Origin of the sequence: Nitrobacter sp. 62-13, assembly GCF_001896955.1 — a bacterium.
In the GTDB taxonomy this organism is placed as follows: Bacteria; Pseudomonadota; Alphaproteobacteria; order Rhizobiales; family Xanthobacteraceae; genus Nitrobacter.
In genome coordinates, this window is sequence record NZ_MKRN01000050.1 from 25,427 (window position 1) to 42,596 (window position 17,170).

The 17,170-nt window shown below is 65.3% G+C and carries 17 protein-coding genes; 7 read left to right on the forward strand and 10 right to left on the reverse strand.

Going from position 1 to position 17,170, the window contains the following annotated elements; all coding sequences use genetic code 11:
* Position 1: 1 nt before the first annotated feature.
* The 5 genes from BGN91_RS05440 to BGN91_RS05460 all read right to left on the reverse strand — a co-directional run bounded on the left by BGN91_RS05440 (position 2) and on the right by BGN91_RS05460 (position 7,473).
* Positions 2–418: a DUF2946 family protein gene (locus tag BGN91_RS05440; RefSeq protein ID WP_292611222.1), complete on the reverse strand. Its 417-nt coding sequence runs from the start codon at positions 416–418 to the stop codon at positions 2–4.
* Between the two features lie 223 nt (positions 419–641).
* Positions 642–2,705: a hypothetical protein gene (locus tag BGN91_RS05445; RefSeq protein ID WP_292611223.1), complete on the reverse strand. Its 2,064-nt coding sequence runs from the start codon at positions 2,703–2,705 to the stop codon at positions 642–644.
* 9 nt (positions 2,706–2,714) lie between these two features.
* A complete protein-coding gene (locus tag BGN91_RS05450; RefSeq protein ID WP_292611248.1) occupies positions 2,715–5,522 on the reverse strand; it encodes a DUF4159 domain-containing protein in 2,808 nt (935 codons plus the stop codon).
* Complete coding sequence (locus BGN91_RS05455) at positions 5,522–6,463, reverse strand: DUF58 domain-containing protein (protein ID WP_292611224.1); 942 nt, start codon at positions 6,461–6,463, stop codon at positions 5,522–5,524. Before BGN91_RS05455 ends, BGN91_RS05450 begins: the two co-directional genes overlap by 1 nt.
* Entirely contained in the window at positions 6,463–7,473 is a 1,011-nt protein-coding gene (locus BGN91_RS05460; RefSeq protein ID WP_292611225.1) for a MoxR family ATPase, read from the reverse strand. The genes BGN91_RS05455 and BGN91_RS05460 overlap by 1 nt, the downstream gene beginning before the upstream one ends.
* Before the next feature lie 372 nt (positions 7,474–7,845).
* Here BGN91_RS05460 and BGN91_RS05465 point away from each other — a divergent pair, with 372 nt between their 5' ends.
* The 4 genes from BGN91_RS05465 to BGN91_RS05480 are packed head-to-tail and all read left to right on the forward strand — an operon-like array spanning position 7,846 to position 10,635.
* Positions 7,846–8,451, forward strand: coding sequence for a DUF1285 domain-containing protein (locus BGN91_RS05465; protein ID WP_292611226.1), 606 nt, complete (start codon positions 7,846–7,848; stop codon positions 8,449–8,451).
* Complete coding sequence (locus BGN91_RS05470) at positions 8,448–9,122, forward strand: CoA pyrophosphatase (RefSeq protein WP_292611228.1); 675 nt, start codon at positions 8,448–8,450, stop codon at positions 9,120–9,122. The genes BGN91_RS05465 and BGN91_RS05470 overlap by 4 nt, the downstream gene beginning before the upstream one ends.
* Positions 9,119–9,382, forward strand: a complete 264-nt coding sequence (locus BGN91_RS05475; RefSeq protein WP_292611230.1) for a DUF6111 family protein — start codon at positions 9,119–9,121, stop codon at positions 9,380–9,382. The genes BGN91_RS05470 and BGN91_RS05475 overlap by 4 nt, the downstream gene beginning before the upstream one ends.
* Complete coding sequence (locus BGN91_RS05480; RefSeq protein WP_292611232.1) at positions 9,379–10,635, forward strand: CCA tRNA nucleotidyltransferase; 1,257 nt, start codon at positions 9,379–9,381, stop codon at positions 10,633–10,635. The genes BGN91_RS05475 and BGN91_RS05480 overlap by 4 nt, the downstream gene beginning before the upstream one ends.
* Before the next feature lie 124 nt (positions 10,636–10,759).
* On the opposite strand, the gene hemF is transcribed toward BGN91_RS05480, so the two are convergent.
* From hemF to BGN91_RS05500, 4 genes are all read right to left on the reverse strand, one after another.
* Positions 10,760–11,644 (reverse strand): oxygen-dependent coproporphyrinogen oxidase, encoded by an 885-nt coding sequence (gene hemF, locus BGN91_RS05485; RefSeq protein WP_292611234.1) that lies wholly within the window; start codon positions 11,642–11,644, stop codon positions 10,760–10,762.
* 150 nt (positions 11,645–11,794) lie between these two features.
* Entirely contained in the window at positions 11,795–12,160 is a 366-nt protein-coding gene (locus BGN91_RS05490) for a 6-carboxytetrahydropterin synthase (protein WP_292611236.1), read from the reverse strand.
* A 110-nt stretch (positions 12,161–12,270) separates the two neighbouring features.
* Entirely contained in the window at positions 12,271–12,903 is a 633-nt protein-coding gene (gene queE / locus BGN91_RS05495; RefSeq protein WP_292611237.1) for a 7-carboxy-7-deazaguanine synthase, read from the reverse strand.
* Entirely contained in the window at positions 12,900–13,370 is a 471-nt protein-coding gene (locus BGN91_RS05500) for a tRNA (cytidine(34)-2'-O)-methyltransferase (RefSeq protein WP_292611238.1), read from the reverse strand. The genes queE and BGN91_RS05500 overlap by 4 nt, the downstream gene beginning before the upstream one ends.
* 203 nt (positions 13,371–13,573) lie before the next feature.
* Between BGN91_RS05500 and petA the strand changes: the two genes are divergently transcribed.
* Together petA and BGN91_RS05510 are read left to right on the forward strand one after the other, a co-directional pair.
* Positions 13,574–14,101 carry a ubiquinol-cytochrome c reductase iron-sulfur subunit gene (gene petA, locus BGN91_RS05505; RefSeq protein ID WP_292611239.1) on the forward strand — a complete coding sequence of 176 codons (528 nt, stop codon included), beginning with the start codon at positions 13,574–13,576 and terminating at the stop codon, positions 14,099–14,101.
* Positions 14,102–14,152: 51 nt separating this feature from the next.
* Complete coding sequence (locus BGN91_RS05510; RefSeq protein WP_292611241.1) at positions 14,153–16,213, forward strand: cytochrome c1; 2,061 nt, start codon at positions 14,153–14,155, stop codon at positions 16,211–16,213.
* Between the two features lie 205 nt (positions 16,214–16,418).
* On the opposite strand, the gene BGN91_RS05515 is transcribed toward BGN91_RS05510, so the two are convergent.
* The gene (locus BGN91_RS05515) at positions 16,419–16,916 is read right to left on the reverse strand and encodes a YbhB/YbcL family Raf kinase inhibitor-like protein (RefSeq protein WP_292611243.1); all 498 of its coding nucleotides are present in this window, start codon (positions 16,914–16,916) and stop codon (positions 16,419–16,421) included.
* 59 nt (positions 16,917–16,975) lie between these two features.
* On the opposite strand from BGN91_RS05515, the gene BGN91_RS05520 reads away from it, so the two are divergent.
* Positions 16,976–17,170: hypothetical protein (locus BGN91_RS05520; RefSeq protein WP_292611245.1), on the forward strand; the 195-nt coding region annotated here is incomplete at its 3' end.

Below are 17,170 nucleotides of genomic sequence, written 5' to 3' on the forward strand. Positions count from 1 at the left end.
GTCAGGAGGCGGGAGGTGCGCGCGGCTGTGAAACGATGTGCCGCGATTTGATGTGATTGAACTCGGCGTCGGTGGTGAGATAGAGAAAATGATACGCCTCGGGCAGCAGCAAAACCGGAGGTTCGGTGAACAGCACCGTGCCTGCCAGCGCCATGACGGCGCAAACGGCGCAGAAATCGTTGTCCTGATGGTGACCTGTCGCGGGCCCGGCTGGCCTCTCGGCCGATGCCCTGGCGGAATCTTTGACGGTGGCTTTGGTCGCAAGGGGCGTGGACAGGCCGCTCGCCTGCACCGCGACGACGGGTGCCGCGAGCGCCGCGGCGCCGTGATGATGTCCGAACGACATCACAAACTGGATCGCGAGCGCGAGCAGCGCGAGCCGCGATCCGTGTTTGATGTTCGACCGGAACCACTTCATGCAGTTACAAGCCCCCGACGCGGAAGTTCGTCCCCGGTGCGCCAAGATGTTATAATATAACATCGCCTCATCGGGGCGCGGATGTCAACCGGAGTTTGCCGCGGCGGGGCCGGGCGACCTCATTGATCGCAGAAGTGTGGGATCGCGGTCACGGTCGTCGAGCGCCGTCAGGGGAGCGAACGCGTTACGCGGCCACGTCACATCAGGCCGGGTGCGTCGCGGATCAGCGTCCCTCGCGAAGCCAGGTCGCGGCAAAGGCGCCGAGCAGCAGCAGCAGGCCGATCAGTCCGGCGAACACCGGCAGCACGCCGACGCCGCGCACCACGCTGGCGTCGCGCATCCGCACGCCCATCCAGCCGTCGCCGCGAAACACGCTCGAGGCGTGCACGGGAACGATGCGCGGGATATCGACGCTTGAACCGTCCGCGATCCGCCGGGCATCGCCGCCGCTGGCCTGCGCGAGCGGCCTGAGTTCGTCGGCGGTCGACGTCACCTCGGAGAATTCCTTCGGATTGACCGGGCCGACATTGACCAGCGCGTTCAGCGTGCCGTCGGTCGCCTGCCACAATCCGAGTTCGTCCGCGGTCAATGTCGCCTTCCAAAGACCGGGCTCGGAGGCGCTCAGCGTTAGTTCGCGGGTCTTGCCGGACGGCGAGGTCACGACGACGGGCTTGACGGCGTCGGCCATGGTCTGGCGCTGGACGACGAGATCCTTGCCATGGACTTCGAGCCTCAGCGCCTCCTCGTCGAGTTCGGGCTGCTTCATCAGCCAGTGGGCAGTCCGCCGCAGCAAATCGAGATACGGGCCGCCGCCCTCGTAGCCGCGCGCCCACAGCCAGATATGATCGGAAAGAAGCAGTGCGACGCGGCCTTCGTCATAGCGCGACAGCAGCAGGAGCGGCTTGCCATCGGCGCCGGTCATCACCGGCGGCACTGAAACATTGCGGGTGTCGACCTCGCGGAAAAACCGGCTCCAGTGCGGCGGATCGTTCGCGGACCCTTCGAGCGCGCGGGTGACCGGATGGCGCTTGCCGGCATCGCTCAGCCGCGCGTGGAACGGCTTGTCGGTGACGCCGACCGGTTCGGCAGGCAGCACCGCGTCCAGCGGCGTGCGCCAGATGCTGGTGTTCGAGGCGTAATCGGGACCGGCTGAGACCAGCACGGCGCCGCCCGCGCGCACGTAGCGCGCGATGTTGTCGAAATAGGCGGTCGGCAGCACGCCCTGGCGCGCATAACGGTCGAAGATGATCAACTGGAATTCGTTGATCTTCTGCTGGAACAGCTCGCGAGTCGGGAAGGCGATCAGCGACAGCTCGTTGATCGGCGTGCCGTCCTGCTTCTCGGGCGGACGCAGGATCGTGAAGTGGACCAGATCGACGCTGGGGTCCGATTTGAGCAGGTTGCGCCAGGTCCGTTCGCCGGAATGCGGCTCGCCCGATACCAGCAACACCCGCAGCTTGTCGCGGACGCCGTCGATCGGCACCACGGCGCGGTTATTGATCCGCGTCAGTTCATTCTCGAGCGGCGAGGCCTCGATCTCGACGATGTTCTGCCCGGCATGTTTGATGCCGACATCGACATTGACGGTCTGCCCGCTCAGAACGGTGCGTTCGCTGATGACCTCGCCGTCGCGGCGCACCACCACTGTAGCCCGCTCGCCGCTGACGCCCTGGTCGTCGAGCCGGTAGGTGATGGTCTGGGTCTGGCCGACGATGCCGAAACGCGGCGCCGCTGTTATCGCGACGCGGCGGTCGCGTTCGTCCTTGTGGCCGGTGATCAGGGCGTGGACCGGCGCCTTGAATCCGAGGGCGGCGACGTTGTCCGGAATGTCGTGAACGCGCCCGTCGGTGATCAGGAATGCGCCGGCGACGCGGTCGGTCGGCACGTCCGACAGCGTGGAGGAAAGCGCCGAGAACAGCTTGGTGCCGTCGGTCTCGCCGTCCGCCTGGCCCGCATCGACGACGCGGACCTCGAGCCCCTTGATCTGCTTGAGGCGGTCGACCAGCGCCTCGCGCGCCTTCGCGGTCTGCTGAGTGCGGTCGCCGAAATCCTGGCTCGGGCTCTTGTCGACGATGACGGCGGCCACGGAAGACAGCGGTTCGCGCTCCTCGCGGGTGAAGGACGGATTGGCGAGCGCGAGCAGGATCAGCGCCAGCGCCGCCACGCGCACCGCCGCGCCGCGCGCGCGCGCGACCAGCAGCAGCGCCGCGATCACGACGATCGCGGCGAGCGCGGTCCACAACACGACCACGGGGACCAGCGGGGCAAAGGCGATGCCGTACTGCATGCTGCGACCCTACTGCCCAAGCCGTTCGATCAGCGCCGGCGCGTGGACTTGATCGGCCTTGTAGTTGCCGGTCAGCGTGTACATCACGATGTTCACCCCCGCGCGGAAGGCGAATTCGCGTTGCCGTGGCTCGCCGGGCGACAGCGGCAGCATCGGCTGGCCGTCGGGGCGCATTGCCCAGGCCCCTGCGAGATCGTTCGAGGTGATGATGATGGGCGAGACGCCGTCGCCGCCACGCGCCGGACGCGACGCGGCCTCGTCATCCTCGTTGCGCGGCAGCGCCTCGACCCAGGTCTGGCCGGTGGTGAAGCGGCCGGGAAAGTCGTGCAGCAGATAGAACGTCTTGGCCAGCACATGCTCGTGCGGCACCGGCTCGAGTTCGGGGATATCGAGCGACGAAAGGATCGTGCGCAATTCCTGCATCCCCGGCGTTTGCGATTCGCCGCCATCGCCCGGCAGCGCATCGATCGCATCGCGGGTATCGAACAGAACCGTTCCTCCCTGCTTCATGTAGGCGTCGATCTTGTTGAGGGCGCTTTGCGACGGTTTCGGCGCGCCCGGCACGATCGGCCAGTAGATCAGCGGGAAAAACGCCAGTTCGTCGCGCGCAGGGTCGATGCCGACCGGATCGCCGGCTTCCAGCGCCGTGCGCTGCGCGAGAAACAATGTGAGCCCGCTCATCCCGGCCTTGACGATAGTGTCGACGTCGGCGTTGCCGGTCACGACATAGGCGAGCCTGGTTTGCGAGGTGGCCTTCATGGCGAATTCGTCCTTCGCGCTGTCGGCGCGCGAAGGTGAGGGCGCCGCCGCGATCATCGGCAGCACAAGGGCGAGCAACAGCGCGGCAGGGGCTGCGCGCCGGCGCAGCAATGCAGCGAGCCCTCCGCCGAGCAGCGCCACGATGACGGCGTCGACCAGAAACAGTGCAAGCGCCGACGACAGCAGGATGCCGCGAAGATCGTGCGGTTCGGCATTGGTGAAACTCGCCCGGCGCGCCATCAGCGTTGAGGTATCGAGCGGCACGATCCGATCGGTGGCCGCCAGCGTATTGACCGCAATCGGGCCGTCGGCGGGTCCGTAGAATCCGGGCGGATGTTCGACGGTGCCGCGGCCGCGGTAGTTGACCGGCAGGGGTTTGGCGGTACCGGGCGGCGGCGTGAGAACGCCGAAGCCGTCGAGCGTCCGCAGCGGCGCGACGGTTTCCGCCTTGGCGTCGGTGTCGGTTTTGCCGGTGTTCGCGGTGTAGCCGGAGGCATCGACGATCCGGCGCAGCATCTCGACGAAGGCGCCCGACATCGGCAGATCGGACCAGCGCATGTCGGCGCTGACATGGAACAGCGCCAGCAGACCCTTGCCGCGCCGCTCGCCGGTCACGAGCGGCGTTCCGTCGAGGAGCGACGCCCAGCTCTTCGCCGCGAGCGCGGCATCCGGCTCGGCCAGCACCTGCCGATTGACGGTGACGTCGTTCGGTACCGTGAGGCCCGCGAACGGCCCGTCCGCGGCGAATGCTGCGAGATGCTGCGGCTTTTCCCATGTCATGCTGCCGCCGAGGCTGCGGCCGCCATGGCGCAATTTCACCGGCACCAGATCGTCGTCGGCCTGAGCCAGGCGCGGGCCTGCGAACCGCACCAGCACGCCGCCTCGATCGAGCCAGGCGTCGATGCGCTGGCGCAGCTCCGGCGACAATGCGCCGACGTCGGCCATGACGATCATCGGCAGCTTCTGATCCAGAAACTGGGTGACGACCTGCTGCGGTGCGCCCTTGTCGCCGAGCCGGACATCGGCGAACGGCTCCAGCGCGCGCGTCAGATAGAACGTCGAGGCGAGCAGCGGCTGCGCCGTATCCGCACTCGATCCGCTGACCACGCCGATGGCGCGGCGGCGCCAGCGCTTGTCGAGCAACTGCACCGCGCCCGCGGAGCGTTCGCCGGCGATTTCGAGCCGCGCGATGTCGTTGCGCAATTCCAGCGGCAAGTCGAACGCGGCTTCGGTTTCGCGGTCCTGCGGCGGAAACGCGAAGCGCGTCTCCCCGATCGGAGAGCCCTTTTGGTCGAGCGCCCGGACGACGCCGGCTTGCGGACCGTTCACGGCGCTGCGCAAGATCTTCACGGTCATTCGGGCGGCGGCATTTTCCGCTGCGACCAGCGCATGCGCCGGCTGCGCGCCGCCCTCGACAATGGTCAGGGAGCGGTCGCCGATCACCTTGCGAAGGCCATCGACGAAGTCCGCCCCGCGTCCGCTGTCGATGCCGTCGGACAGCCAGACGACGTTGCTGTCGCCGGTCGCTTTCAGGAAGCGCTCGAGCGCCGGCAGCGTCTCGACGCGTTCGACGGCGAAGGGCTTCGGCGCGAGCTGCCGCAACGCCACGCGCGCAGTTCCGGCCGGCATCAGCGTGATGTCGCGCGCCGGTTCTGACAGGGGCACGATGGCGACGCCACGCCGGTCGCTGTCGGCCTCCGCGATCAGTTCGTCAGCGGCCCTGATCCGCGTCTCCCAGCTCGATGCGGCGCTCCAGCCGTCGTCGAGCAGGATCGTCAGGGGCGCGGTCGAGCGCGCGCCGGCCTTGGGGTTCCACACCGGTCCGGCCGCCGCGAAGATCACCAGCGCCGCCGCCGCAAGCCGCAACGCCGTCAGCCACCACGGCGTGCGCGAGGGTGTCTCTTCCTTCGCGGCGATATCGAACAGCAACCGGGTCGGCGGAAAATCGACGCGTCGCGGGCGCGGCGGCATCACCCGCAGCAGCCACCAGAGCAGCGGCAGGCTGAGCAGGCCGAGCAGCATCAGCGGTTGAAGGAAGGACAGCGGAAGCGCAGACATCATGCCGTGCGCCCCGCTTGGAGGGAGCCCGCCGTGCCGCCTTTGCCCGCGGTCATGCCGGCATGAAGGAACAGCAGCAGCTCGGCGGCGGAGCGGTCGGTTCTGTGGGTCGAAAACAGCCAGCCGAGCGCGTCGGTCTCCTCGCGGATCTGGTCGCGATGCAGCGCGACGCGCGCAACATAGTCGCGAGACCATTGTTCGGCGCGGCCCGCGGTGATGACGCGCCCGTCTTCGGGTTCGACAAACTCGACGCGCCCCGAATAGGGGAAGGTCTCCTCGGCCGGGTCGACCACCTGCAGCAGCGTTCCATGCGCGCCGGAGGCCGACAGCCCGGCGAGCATGGTCTGGATATCCGGGATCGGCGACCAGAAGTCGGATAGCACCACGATCTCCGATCGCGCCGGCGGCACGAATGATGGCGGCAGGCTGGCGCGCGCAAGATCGTCGTGCAGCATTGCCTGCGCCATCCTGTCGATGACGTTGCGGCTTGCCGTCGGATTCATCAATCCGGGAACGCCGACACGCTCGCCGCCGGCCACCAGCACTTCGGCCAGCGCGAACGTCACGATCAGGGCGCGCTCGAGCTTGCTGTCGCGCGCCTGCCGCGACGCAAAAGCCATCGACGCCGAGCGGTCGGGCCATACCCACACGGTGTGCGCGGCCTCCCATTCGTGCTCGCGGACATAGAGATGATCGTCGCGCGCGGAGCGGCGCCAGTCGACATTCTGCGACGGTTCGCCGGACACGAAGCGGCGATACTGCCAGAAATTCTCGCCCGAGCCGGCGCGGCGGCGGCCGTGCAGGCCGTGAATTACGTTGGCGGCGATGCGGCGGGCTTCCAGTACGAGACGCGGCAGCGACGCCGCCAGCGTGCGGCTTTCGCCGTCGGCACGTCTGACTGCTTCGATTTCCTGCCTGCCATGCTCGGCCGCCGCAACCATCAACCGATCCGCGTTTTCAGTTGTCCGATCACGTCGGAAATGGTGCGGCCCTCGGCGCGGGCCGCAAATGTCAGCGCCATGCGATGTTTCAGCACCGGTTCGGCGAGATCGATCACGTCGTCGATCGAGGGCGCAAGACGTCCGTCGAGCAGCGCGCGGGCGCGCACCGCGAGCATCAGCGACTGGCTGGCGCGCGGGCCCGGTCCCCAGGCGATCAGTTTTCCGGCGTCGCCGCTTTCCGGTCCGGGGCGCGCCGAACGCACCAGCGACAGGATCGCTTCGACCACGCTGTCGCCGACCGGTAGCCGCCGCACCAGCCGCTGCGCGGCGAGGACCACATCGGCGCTCATCGCGGCCTTCGCCAGGGTTTCCTCGGCGCCGGTCGTTTCGAACAGGATGCGGCGTTCCGCGTCGCGATCCGGATAGTCGACGTCGATCTCCATCAGGAAACGGTCGAGCTGCGCTTCCGGCAGCGGATAGGTGCCTTCCTGCTCGAGTGGATTTTGCGTCGCAAGCACGTGAAAGGGTTTCGGCAGGTCGTGACGCGCGCCGGCCACGGTGATGTGCTGCTCCTGCATCGCCTGCAACAGCGCAGATTGCGTGCGCGGGCTGGCGCGGTTGATTTCGTCCGCCATCAGAAGCTGCGCGAATACCGGTCCGGCGATGAAGCGGAACGAGCGCTTGCCCGTGCTGTCCTCGTCCAGCACCTCGGCGCCGAGGATGTCCGACGGCATCAGGTCCGGCGTGAACTGGACGCGCTTGGCGTCGAGGCCGAGCGTGACGCCGAGCGTTTCCACGAGCTTGGTTTTGGCGAGGCCGGGCACGCCGATCAGGAGCGCATGGCCGCCGGAAAGGATGGTTACCAGAGTGTTTTCGACCACTCGGTCCTGACCGAAGATCACGGTGGAAATCGCGTCGCGCGCCGCACGGATCTGCTCCGCGACCTGTTCGGCCGAGCGGACGATCACGTCTTCCAGCTTCTCGACGCCCTTGTCAGCTTCCACAGCCATCCGTCACTCCTTGCGCGAGGCCGCGCCGTTTTTCGTCAAACATACGCGAGCGCCGTGTATTCCTGGAATTAAACTCTTGCCACAATACAGGATTTTCTAGCCATGGGATCACGAAGTGGCGAGGTATCCCGCCAGTTCCGGCGCCAGAGCCGTACCTGTTTGGATTTGACATTCGCTTCTCTCGTTCGCTGAAAACCGGGACAGCGAATGTCAATCCACTCAGCTGGCAACTGTCTGATTTTGGTGGAGTTTGGTTCAGAAGTTCGCTTGATGGAATCCTGGGGGAAAATGAAGCGAACTTCTGAACCACCACCCCAGTGGGCTTGCGTCCCTCTTTGTGCCAGAACAGAGCGACCAAGGTCGGGATAAACCATGGCGAAGCAAGGGCGATCCGATAACCGGACGCTGGACGGTTTGGCGACCGCGGCGCGCGATGCTGCGGGCTCGCCCGGCAAGGGTTTGCCGCCGGTGCATCTGTGGAATCCGCCGTTTTGCGGCGACCTCGATATGCGAATCGCCAGCGACGGCACCTGGTTTTACATGGCCACGCCGATCGGCCGGCCGGCGCTGGTGCGGCTGTTCTCCACGATCCTGAAGCGGGAGGACGGCAAACACTTTCTGGTGACGCCGGTGGAAAAGGTCGGCATCCGGGTCGATGACGCCCCGTTCGTCGCCGTCGAGATGCTCGAGGATCGGGATGAAAACGGCAGCCTGCTCCGGTTCCGGACCAACGTCGGCGACTGGGTGCCATGCGATTCCGGGCATCGGCTGCGCTTCGAGCCCTCGGAGGGCGGTGGATTGAAGCCCTATCTGCATGTCCGGGCCGGCCTCTGGGCGAAGGTGACGCGGGCGTTGTATTACGATCTTGTTGACATGGGAGAGCAACGAATGATCGATGGACGGATGATGTTCGGTATCGAATCGGGCGGAGAGTTCTTTGCGATGGCGGATGCGGAGCAGGTGAGGGACGCAGGTTGAACGTGCCGGTAGGGAAGACAGGCGCCGCGACCGATGACGGCTCCGGAGATTTTTTCGACCGCGCGCGGGCGCGGCTGCGTTTCGACATCCCCGCGGGGCTGACCGACGCCGGCATTGCTCCGTCGACCGGCGATCAGGGCCGCGATTTCATGCTCCAGGAGATCGCCCGGGACGAGCCGATGCGGGCTGCGGCGGTGCTGATCCCCGTGGTGGCGCGCGAGGAGCCGACCGTATTGCTGACGCGGCGCGCCGCCCATCTCAGCGATCATGCCAACGAGATCGCATTTCCCGGCGGCAAAATCGATACGGCCGATGCCTCTCCGGTCGACGCCGCATTGCGGGAGGCCTGGGAAGAGGTCGGCCTTCCCCAAGACTTCGTCGAGCCGATCGGATATCTTGACGTCTACGGAACGAGCGTCGGCTTCCGCATCCTGCCCACGGTGGCGCGGGTGAGGCCGGGATTTGACCTTCGCCTCAATGCAGATGAAGTGGAGGAGACGTTCGAGGTGCCGTTGTCGTTTCTGATGAACCCGGACAATCACAAGCAGGGCTGGAAGCTATTCCACGGCAGAATGCGCTCGTTCTACGAGATGCCGTTCGAGGAGCGTTATATCTGGGGCGCCACCGCCGGTATCCTGCGCGTGCTGTATGAGCGAGTCTATCTCAAATGATCCGTCCGGTTCTTATGGAGATCGGAATCTTCCTGGTTCCGTTCGCAATCTATGCTGCGTATCTGATCGCCAACCGTGTTGACTTCATGATCGCCGCCTCGTGGCCGCCGCACGTCGTCTTGAGGCTCTCGCTCGCGGCGGCGGTGCTGGTCGTCGTCAGCTTCATCCTGCTGGCGCATTTCTCGGGCGCGCCGCCGGATTCGACCTACATCCCGGCGCACATGGAAAACGGCAGGCTCGTACCCGGAGCCGAGAGGTGAACACGGCCCGCTCGCTGCGCGAGGCGAGCTGGTTGAAATCGGGTCCCGCGGCGCGCGTTCTTGCGCTGCTCGACGAAAAGGGCGAGGAGGCGCGCGTCGTCGGCGGCGCGGTGCGCAACGCCTTGATGGGACTGCCGGTCGGCGAGATCGATATCGCAACCACGGCGCCGCCCGAAGAGGTGATCCGCCGCGCCGCCGCCGCCCGCATCAAGAGCATTCCGACCGGGATCGAGCACGGCACCGTCACCCTGGTCGTCGAGGGCCAGCCGTTCGAGATCACGACGCTGCGGGAGGATGTCGAGACCTTCGGCCGCAAGGCCAGGGTTGCGTTCGGCCGCGACTGGGCGCGCGATGCCGAGCGCCGCGATTTCACCATCAACGGCCTCTCGGTCGACCGCGATGGGGCGGTGCACGACCATGTCGGCGGGCTCGACGACATCGCGGCGAAGCGGGTGCGCTTCATCGGCGATCCGGACCGGCGCATCGCCGAGGACTACCTGCGGATCCTGCGGTTCTTCCGCATCCATGCCGCCTATGGCGCAGGCGAGCCCGACCGGGCCGGCTATCTCGCCTGCATTCGCGGCCGCGCCGGACTTGCCACGCTGTCGGCCGAACGGTTGCGGGCCGAGATGCTGAAGCTGCTGGTCGCCGAGGGCGCCGTGGAGGCGCTGATCGCGATGGAGGATGGCGGCCTGCTGCTGGCGATTCTCGGTGGCGTCGCCTATCGCGGAGCGCTCACGGCGATGATCGCCGCCGAGCGTGCGCTGGGGCTCGCGCCGGATCCGGTCCGCCGGCTCGCGGCGCTCGCGGTGTCGGTCACCGAAGATGCCCGGCGGGTGGTGCAGCGATTGCGGCTGTCCAACGCCGAGGCGAAGCAACTGGATTCGATGGGCCATCGCTGGTGGCGGCTCGGCAGCATGGACGAGGCGACCGCACGGCGGCGAATTTACCGGCTCGGTGCGCCACGCTTCCGCGACCGGCTGATGCAGGCCTGGGCCCGGGCGGGCGTCGGGGCCGATCCGGCCCCGTGGCTAAACGTCGCAACCCTGCCGCAGCGCTGGCAGCCGCCGGCCTTTCCTTTGAAGGCGGAGGATTTCGTCGCCCGCGGAATAGCGGCGGGTCCGGCGCTCGGTCATGTCCTGACGATCGCGGAAGATGCCTGGCTGGCGGCGGATTTCCCGCTCGATCCCGCGGAGCTTTCCGCGATTGCGGATCAGACCGTCGCGCGGTTCACGCGTGATCACCGGCTATGAGCGCGGTCGCGAGACAGCTAGAGCGTTTCCGCCTCTGGCGAGATCACAAGCCGGGCTTCATGATTTTGTTTTGACGCGTTTTCTTCACGCGAACCGGTATCCACTTCGCTCGAAAACGCTGCAGTCAAGGCCACTTCACCTCGGGCGGCATCGAGGACAGGATCGACTCGACGTTGCCGCCGGTCTTCAGCCCGAAGATGGTGCCGCGATCGTAGAGCAGGTTGAATTCGGCGTATCGTCCGCGCCGGATCAACTGCTCCTCGCGATCGGCTGCGGTCCATGGCGCATTGAAGTTGCGGCGCACGAGTTCGGGGTAGACCTTGAGCAGGGCGCGCCCGACATCCTGCGTGAAGGAGAGGTCGGCGTCCCAGTCACCACTGTCGTGCCAGTCGTAGAAGATGCCGCCGATGCCGCGCGCTTCCTTGCGGTGCGGCAGGTAGAAATACTCGTCGCACCAGGTTTTATATTTGGCATAGTCGGCCACGGTATGGGCATCGCATGCCGCCTTCATCGCGGCATGGAACGCGACGCTGTCGGCGTCCTCCTGCGTGCGCCGCCGCATGAGCACGGGCGTCAGATCGCCGCCGCCGCCGAACCAGGCCTTCGTCGTGACCACGAAACGCGTGTTCATGTGAACGGCCGGAATGTGCGGATTGCGCATATGCGCGATCAGGGAAATGCCCGAGGCCCAGAATTTGGGATCGGCCTCGGCCCCCGGAATCTGCGCGCGAAACTCCGGCGCGAATTCGCCATACACCGTCGAACAATGCACGCCGACTTTCTCGAATAGCCGCCCGTGCATCATCGACATGACGCCGCCGCCGCCCGGCTGGCCGGTGTGGTCGGTGCGCTCCCACGCGGTGCGGACGAAGCGGCCGGCTTCGCCGGGATAAAGCTGCGCCGGGGCGTCGTCTTCCAGCTTTTCGAAGGCCGCGCAGATATCGTCGCGCAACTGCTCGAACCAGGATCGCGCACGGGTCTTGCGGTTCTCGAGCGGGGAGACGTCCATCGGATATTCCTTACAAGACTGTGTCATTGCGGGCAGCGCAAGCGAGCAAACGATCCGGTTTTGTCGTTCCTGAATCCGGATTGCTTCGCGGAAGCCTATGCTCGGGCTTGACGAAGGCAAGGCCCGGTGCTGGCAATGACAAGTGAGGGTTCAATTTTCAGGTCCGAAATAAGTGCAGCTTTCGCCGCAACTGTCGCGATGCACGCTGATGCGCGTCACATGGCCCGCGTGCTGGACATGGTCCCAGATGAAACGCGCCAGATTTTCCAGCGTCGGCGGCCCTAATCCCTCGACATCGTTAAGGAGCCGATGATCCAGCTTGCTCCGGACCTCCTCCATGCCGCGCGCGAGCAGGCCGAGATCGAGCACCATGCCGGTGACGGAATCGGGCGTGCCGCGGACGCTGACCTCGGCGCGGAAGGAATGGCCGTGGATTTCCATGCTCGCATTTCCCAACGTCGTTCCAGGCAGCGCATGCGCAGCCTCGAAGCGGAACGATTTCGTCAACTCCCACATTCGTCAAACCTATTCCTGACAACCTGTCGCGGGCGCGATGCGCTGGGTCCGGGGCACGGATGGAGCCGCTGCCGCGTGCGCAACGACGATGACGCCGCTCGATTCCATTCCTACCTGATCCCCAGCGTCTTGTGCGTCTGCAGGCTGAGCCGCCACTGCGGATGCTGCAGGCAGTAGTCGATGGCGCGCGCGGTATTGTCGGCCACGTCCGGTCCATCCATCGGCTGCAACGAAAATCGCTCGAAGGCGAGGTTCGCGAAGTCCTCGGGCCGCACGTCCACCTGAGGATAGACCAGCTTGAGTTCGTGCCCCCTGGTGACGCGCAAATCGGCGCCGGCCTTGGGACTGACGCACAGCCAATCGATGCCGTCGGGCGGCGCGATGGTGCCGTTGGTCTCGATTCCGATCGCGAAGCCGCGGGCGTGAAGCGCGTCGACCAATGCCTCGTCCACCTGCAACAGCGGCTCGCCTCCCGTCAACACCGCGTAGCGCTGGGCGGCCGGTCCGATCCATTGCGCTGCGACGCTGTCGGCCAGCGCGTCCGCGGCGGCGTAGCGCCCGCCCAGCGTTCCGTCCGTCCCCACGAAATCGGTGTCGCAGAACCGGCAGATGGCCGAGGCGCGGTCTTCCTCCCGGCCGCTCCACAGGTTGCAGCCCGCGAAGCGACAGAATACCGCAGCCCGGCCCGCATGGGCGCCTTCGCCCTGCAGGGTCAGAAAAATCTCTTTGACTGCGTAACTCACGAGATCCTTTCCGTAACAGCCGGTCTCGTCTGCCGCAGAGCCTCGCCCACCGCCATGGCGGTGGCAATGGCGACGTTCAGCGAGCGTAATCCGGATCTTACAGGTATCACCAGGCGTGCGTCCGCGGCTGCTGCGACGGCGTCCGGGACCCCGGCGCTTTCGCGTCCGAATAAAAGGATATCGGTAGCCGCATAGCGATGGTCCAGATAGGGCAGGGCGCCCTTGGTCGTGAACAACACCAGCCGTCCGCCGTCTTTCGCGCGCCATTCATGGAATTTCCGCCAGGAATCGTGACGCACGATGGCGACCTGGTCGAGATAGTCCATTCCCGCCCGACGGAAATGGCGATCGGAGACCGGAAATCCGGCGGGCTCGATGATGTGGGCTTCGAGATCGAGACAGGCGCACAGACGCAGAATGGTCCCGGTGTTCTGCGGGATATCAGGTTGAAAAAGCGCGATCCGCATCAGCTCGGGGCTCTCATGACATGACGTCCGGCATCGCTTCGCGGAAGCCGACAGATTTGTTGCACTGCACGAATGAGACCGATAGCGCACTTGCGCTCACTCTGCGACGATGCCAATAGAACGGCCGCTCGCAAGATGCATCCCTGGAGTGGTTACACCAACAGCGACAAAACCGGCAGCGGATATAAGAAAGGGTTGGAATCGTGACGACATCGTCTTCGGCAGGACATAGCCGCCGTGATTTCCTTTTCGTAGCAACCGGCGCCGTCGCCGCTGTCGGCGCGGCTGCCGTGGCGTGGCCGCTGGTGGCCCAATTGAACCCGGATGCTTCCACGGTCGCCGCCGGTGCGCCCATCGAGGTCGATCTCTCTCCGATCGCCGATGGGCAGGACATCAAGGTGTTCTGGCGCGGCAAGCCGATTTACATCATGCACCGGACCGCCAAGCAGATTAAGGAAGCGCAGTCGGTCAACGTGTCGAGCCTGCCCGATCCGCAGCCGGATTCGGCGCGGGTCAAGGAAGGCCATGACCAGTGGCTCGTCGTGATCGGCATCTGCACGCATCTCGGTTGTATCCCGATCGCGCATGAGGGCAGCTACGATGGATTTTTCTGTCCGTGCCACGGTTCTCAATATGATTCCTCGGGCCGCATCCGCCAGGGGCCGGCGCCGCTCAATCTTGCCATTCCGCCTTACGCCTTCGTTTCCGATAGCAAGATCAAGATCGGATAAGGCCGAAAAGACCCGAACCGAACGCGTCGTTCCAATCCTCAGGATCGCATCATGAGCGGACCATCCACTTTCCAGCCGCAAAATCCCGTCCTCAAATGGATCGAGCGGCGCTTGCCGATCTTCGGCCTCGTCCATTCCTCGTTCGTCGCCTATCCCACGCCGCGCAACCTGAACTACTGGTGGACGTTCGGCGGCATCCTCTCGTTCATGCTGGGTGTGCAGATCATCACCGGCATTATCCTGGCGATGCATTACACGCCGCATGCCGACCTCGCCTTCAACTCGGTGGAGGCCATCGTCCGCGATGTCGATTACGGGTGGCTGCTGCGTTATCTCCATTCCAACGGCGCCTCGATGTTCTTCATCGCCGTCTATATCCACATGCTTCGCGGCCTGTATTACGGCTCCTACAAGGAACCGCGCGAGGTTCTTTGGATCCTCGGCGTCATCATCTACCTGCTGATGATGGCGACCGGTTTCATGGGCTACGTGCTGCCGTGGGGCCAGATGAGCTTCTGGGGCGCGACCGTCATCACCAACCTGTTCTCCGCGATCCCCTATTTCGGCGAGAGCATCGTGACCCTGCTGTGGGGCGGCTATTCGGTCGGCAATCCGACGCTGAACCGCTTCTTCTCGCTGCACTACCTGCTGCCCTTCGTGATCGCGGGCGTGGTCGTGCTGCACGTCTGGGCGCTGCATGTCGCCGGTCAGAACAATCCGGCCGGCGTCGAGCCCAAGACCGCGAAGGATACCGTGCCGTTCACGCCTTACGCGACCATCAAGGATGCGTTCGGCCTGTCCTGCTTCATCCTGTTCTATTGCTGGTTCATCTTCTACATCCCGAACTATCTCGGCGATCCCGACAACTACATCCCCGCAAATCCGGGCGTGACGCCCGCGCACATCGTGCCGGAATGGTACTACCTGCCGTTCTACGCGATCCTGCGCTCGATCCCGAACAAGCTCGCGGGCGTGGCGGCGATGTTCAGCGCCATCCTGGTGCTGGCCTTCCTGCCCTGGCTCGATTCCGCCAAGACCCGCTCGCTGCGCTATCGGCCGCTTGCCAAGCAGTTCTTCTGGATCTTCGTCGGTGTCTGCCTCGGCCTCGGCTATCTCGGTGCGAAGCCGCCGGAAGGCGTCTACGTCGTTGCCGGGCGTATCCTGACGGGGTGCTACTTCGCCTATTTCCTGATCGTGCTGCCGATCCTGAGCCGCATCGAGAAGCCGCGTCCCGTGCCCAATTCGATCGCGGATGACGTGCTGGGGAAGAAAGGCGTCGTCGCCTCGCTCGCGGCGGTGTTCGCCGTCGCGGGACTCTTGGCCTGGGATAGCGGTTCCAGGGCTCAGGCGGCGGACCATGCGCCGACCCCGCCGTCGCTGAACTGGTCGTTCGCGGGCCCGCTTGGCAAATTCGATCAGGGCCAGTTGCAGCGCGGCTACAAGGTCTACAAGGAAGTCTGCTCTGCGTGCCATTCGATGAACCTCGTGCATTATCGCAACCTGGCCGATCCGGGCGGTCCGGGCTTCACCGTGGCTCAGGCCACGGCGCTGGCTGCCGAAATCCAGGTCAAGGATGGTCCGAACGACGCCGGCGAGATGTTCGAGCGGCCGGGACGTATCGCCGACAAGTTTCCGTCACCGTTTCCGAACGAGAACGCGGCCCGCGCGGCCAATGGCGGCGCGGCGCCCCCCGATCTCTCGCTGATGGCCAAGGCGCGGGGCTACGAGCGCGGCTTTCCGCAGTTCATCTTCGACGCTTTCACGCAGTTCCAGGAAAAAGGCCCGAATTACATCCACGCCATCCTGACCGGCTTCGAGGACACGCCGCCGCATGGCTTCACGCTGCCGGAGGGGTCGTTCTACAACAAGTACTTCCCCGGTCATGCGATGAAGATGCCGAATCCGCTGTCGGACGATCAGATAACCTACGAAGACGGGACGCCGCAGAAGGTCGATCAATATGCGACGGACGTGGCCGCCTTCCTGATGTGGGCCGCCGAGCCGAAGCTCGAGGAGCGCAAGCGGATCGGTCTGCAGGTCATGATCTTCATGCTCATTTTTGCCGGACTGCTCTACTTCACCAAGAGGGCGGTGTGGGCCGACGCGCATTGAGGCGCAGCCGGATCAACAGTCGATGCGAGAAAAAAGCCCCTGCAATGCAGGGGCTTTTTTTATGAGGCGCCGTGTCGCGGATGCGAAGCGGTGCGTCGCTGATCCGGGACCCTCGAATGCCGCGGCTGAAACGGTCCCGGCTCTGCGGCGCCGCATCAGGCACGCCGCGTTGCGTTCGGGACACGAGGCAATTCCGATGGTTCGCTCAGCGCTTGAACAGGCCCATCACCGCCGACTTCGCCAGCGTGTTGAAATGAAGCTGGAACCCGATCACCGCCGCAGAGGTGTCGGCGCTGGCGTTGATGTTGCCTCCCACGGCGTGCACGGTGAAGAAATAGCGGTGCGGGTGATCCCCTTCGGGCGGGCAGGGGCCACCATAGCACGCGGAGCCGAAGTCGGTGCGGGTCTGCAGCGCCCCCCTCGGAAGCTTGCCGCTGTCGGGATTGCCGGCGTCGAGCGCAAGCTCCGTCACCGATGGCGGGATATTGATGACGACCCAGTGCCAGAAGCCACTGCCGGTCGGCGCATCCGGATCGTAACAGGTCACGGCGAAGCTCCTGGTGCCCGCCGGCGCGCCGCTCCAGCGCAGGTGTGGCGACCGGTTGCCGCCCGCGCAGCCGTGACCGAAATCCGCCGACAGGATATGATCCATGGCGAGATAGTCGCCATCCTTGAAACTGTCGCTCACGACCTTGAACGCCATGCTGTTCTCCCGGTTCATAGCGTTTTCGAGCGAGGCATGTCCTCAGGCTTGAGCCGAGGATGGCTACCGTTTCGCGTGAAGAAAACGCGTCAAATCAAATCATGGAGCCCCGCTTCCGATTCCATCGCAAGCGAAGCTCTAGCAGGCTGTTGAAAAAGTCTCCAACCGTCATTCCGGGGCGCAACGAAGATGCGAACCCGGAATCCAGCCACACTGATTTTCTTCGCATTTCTGGATTCCGGATCGCCGCTTGC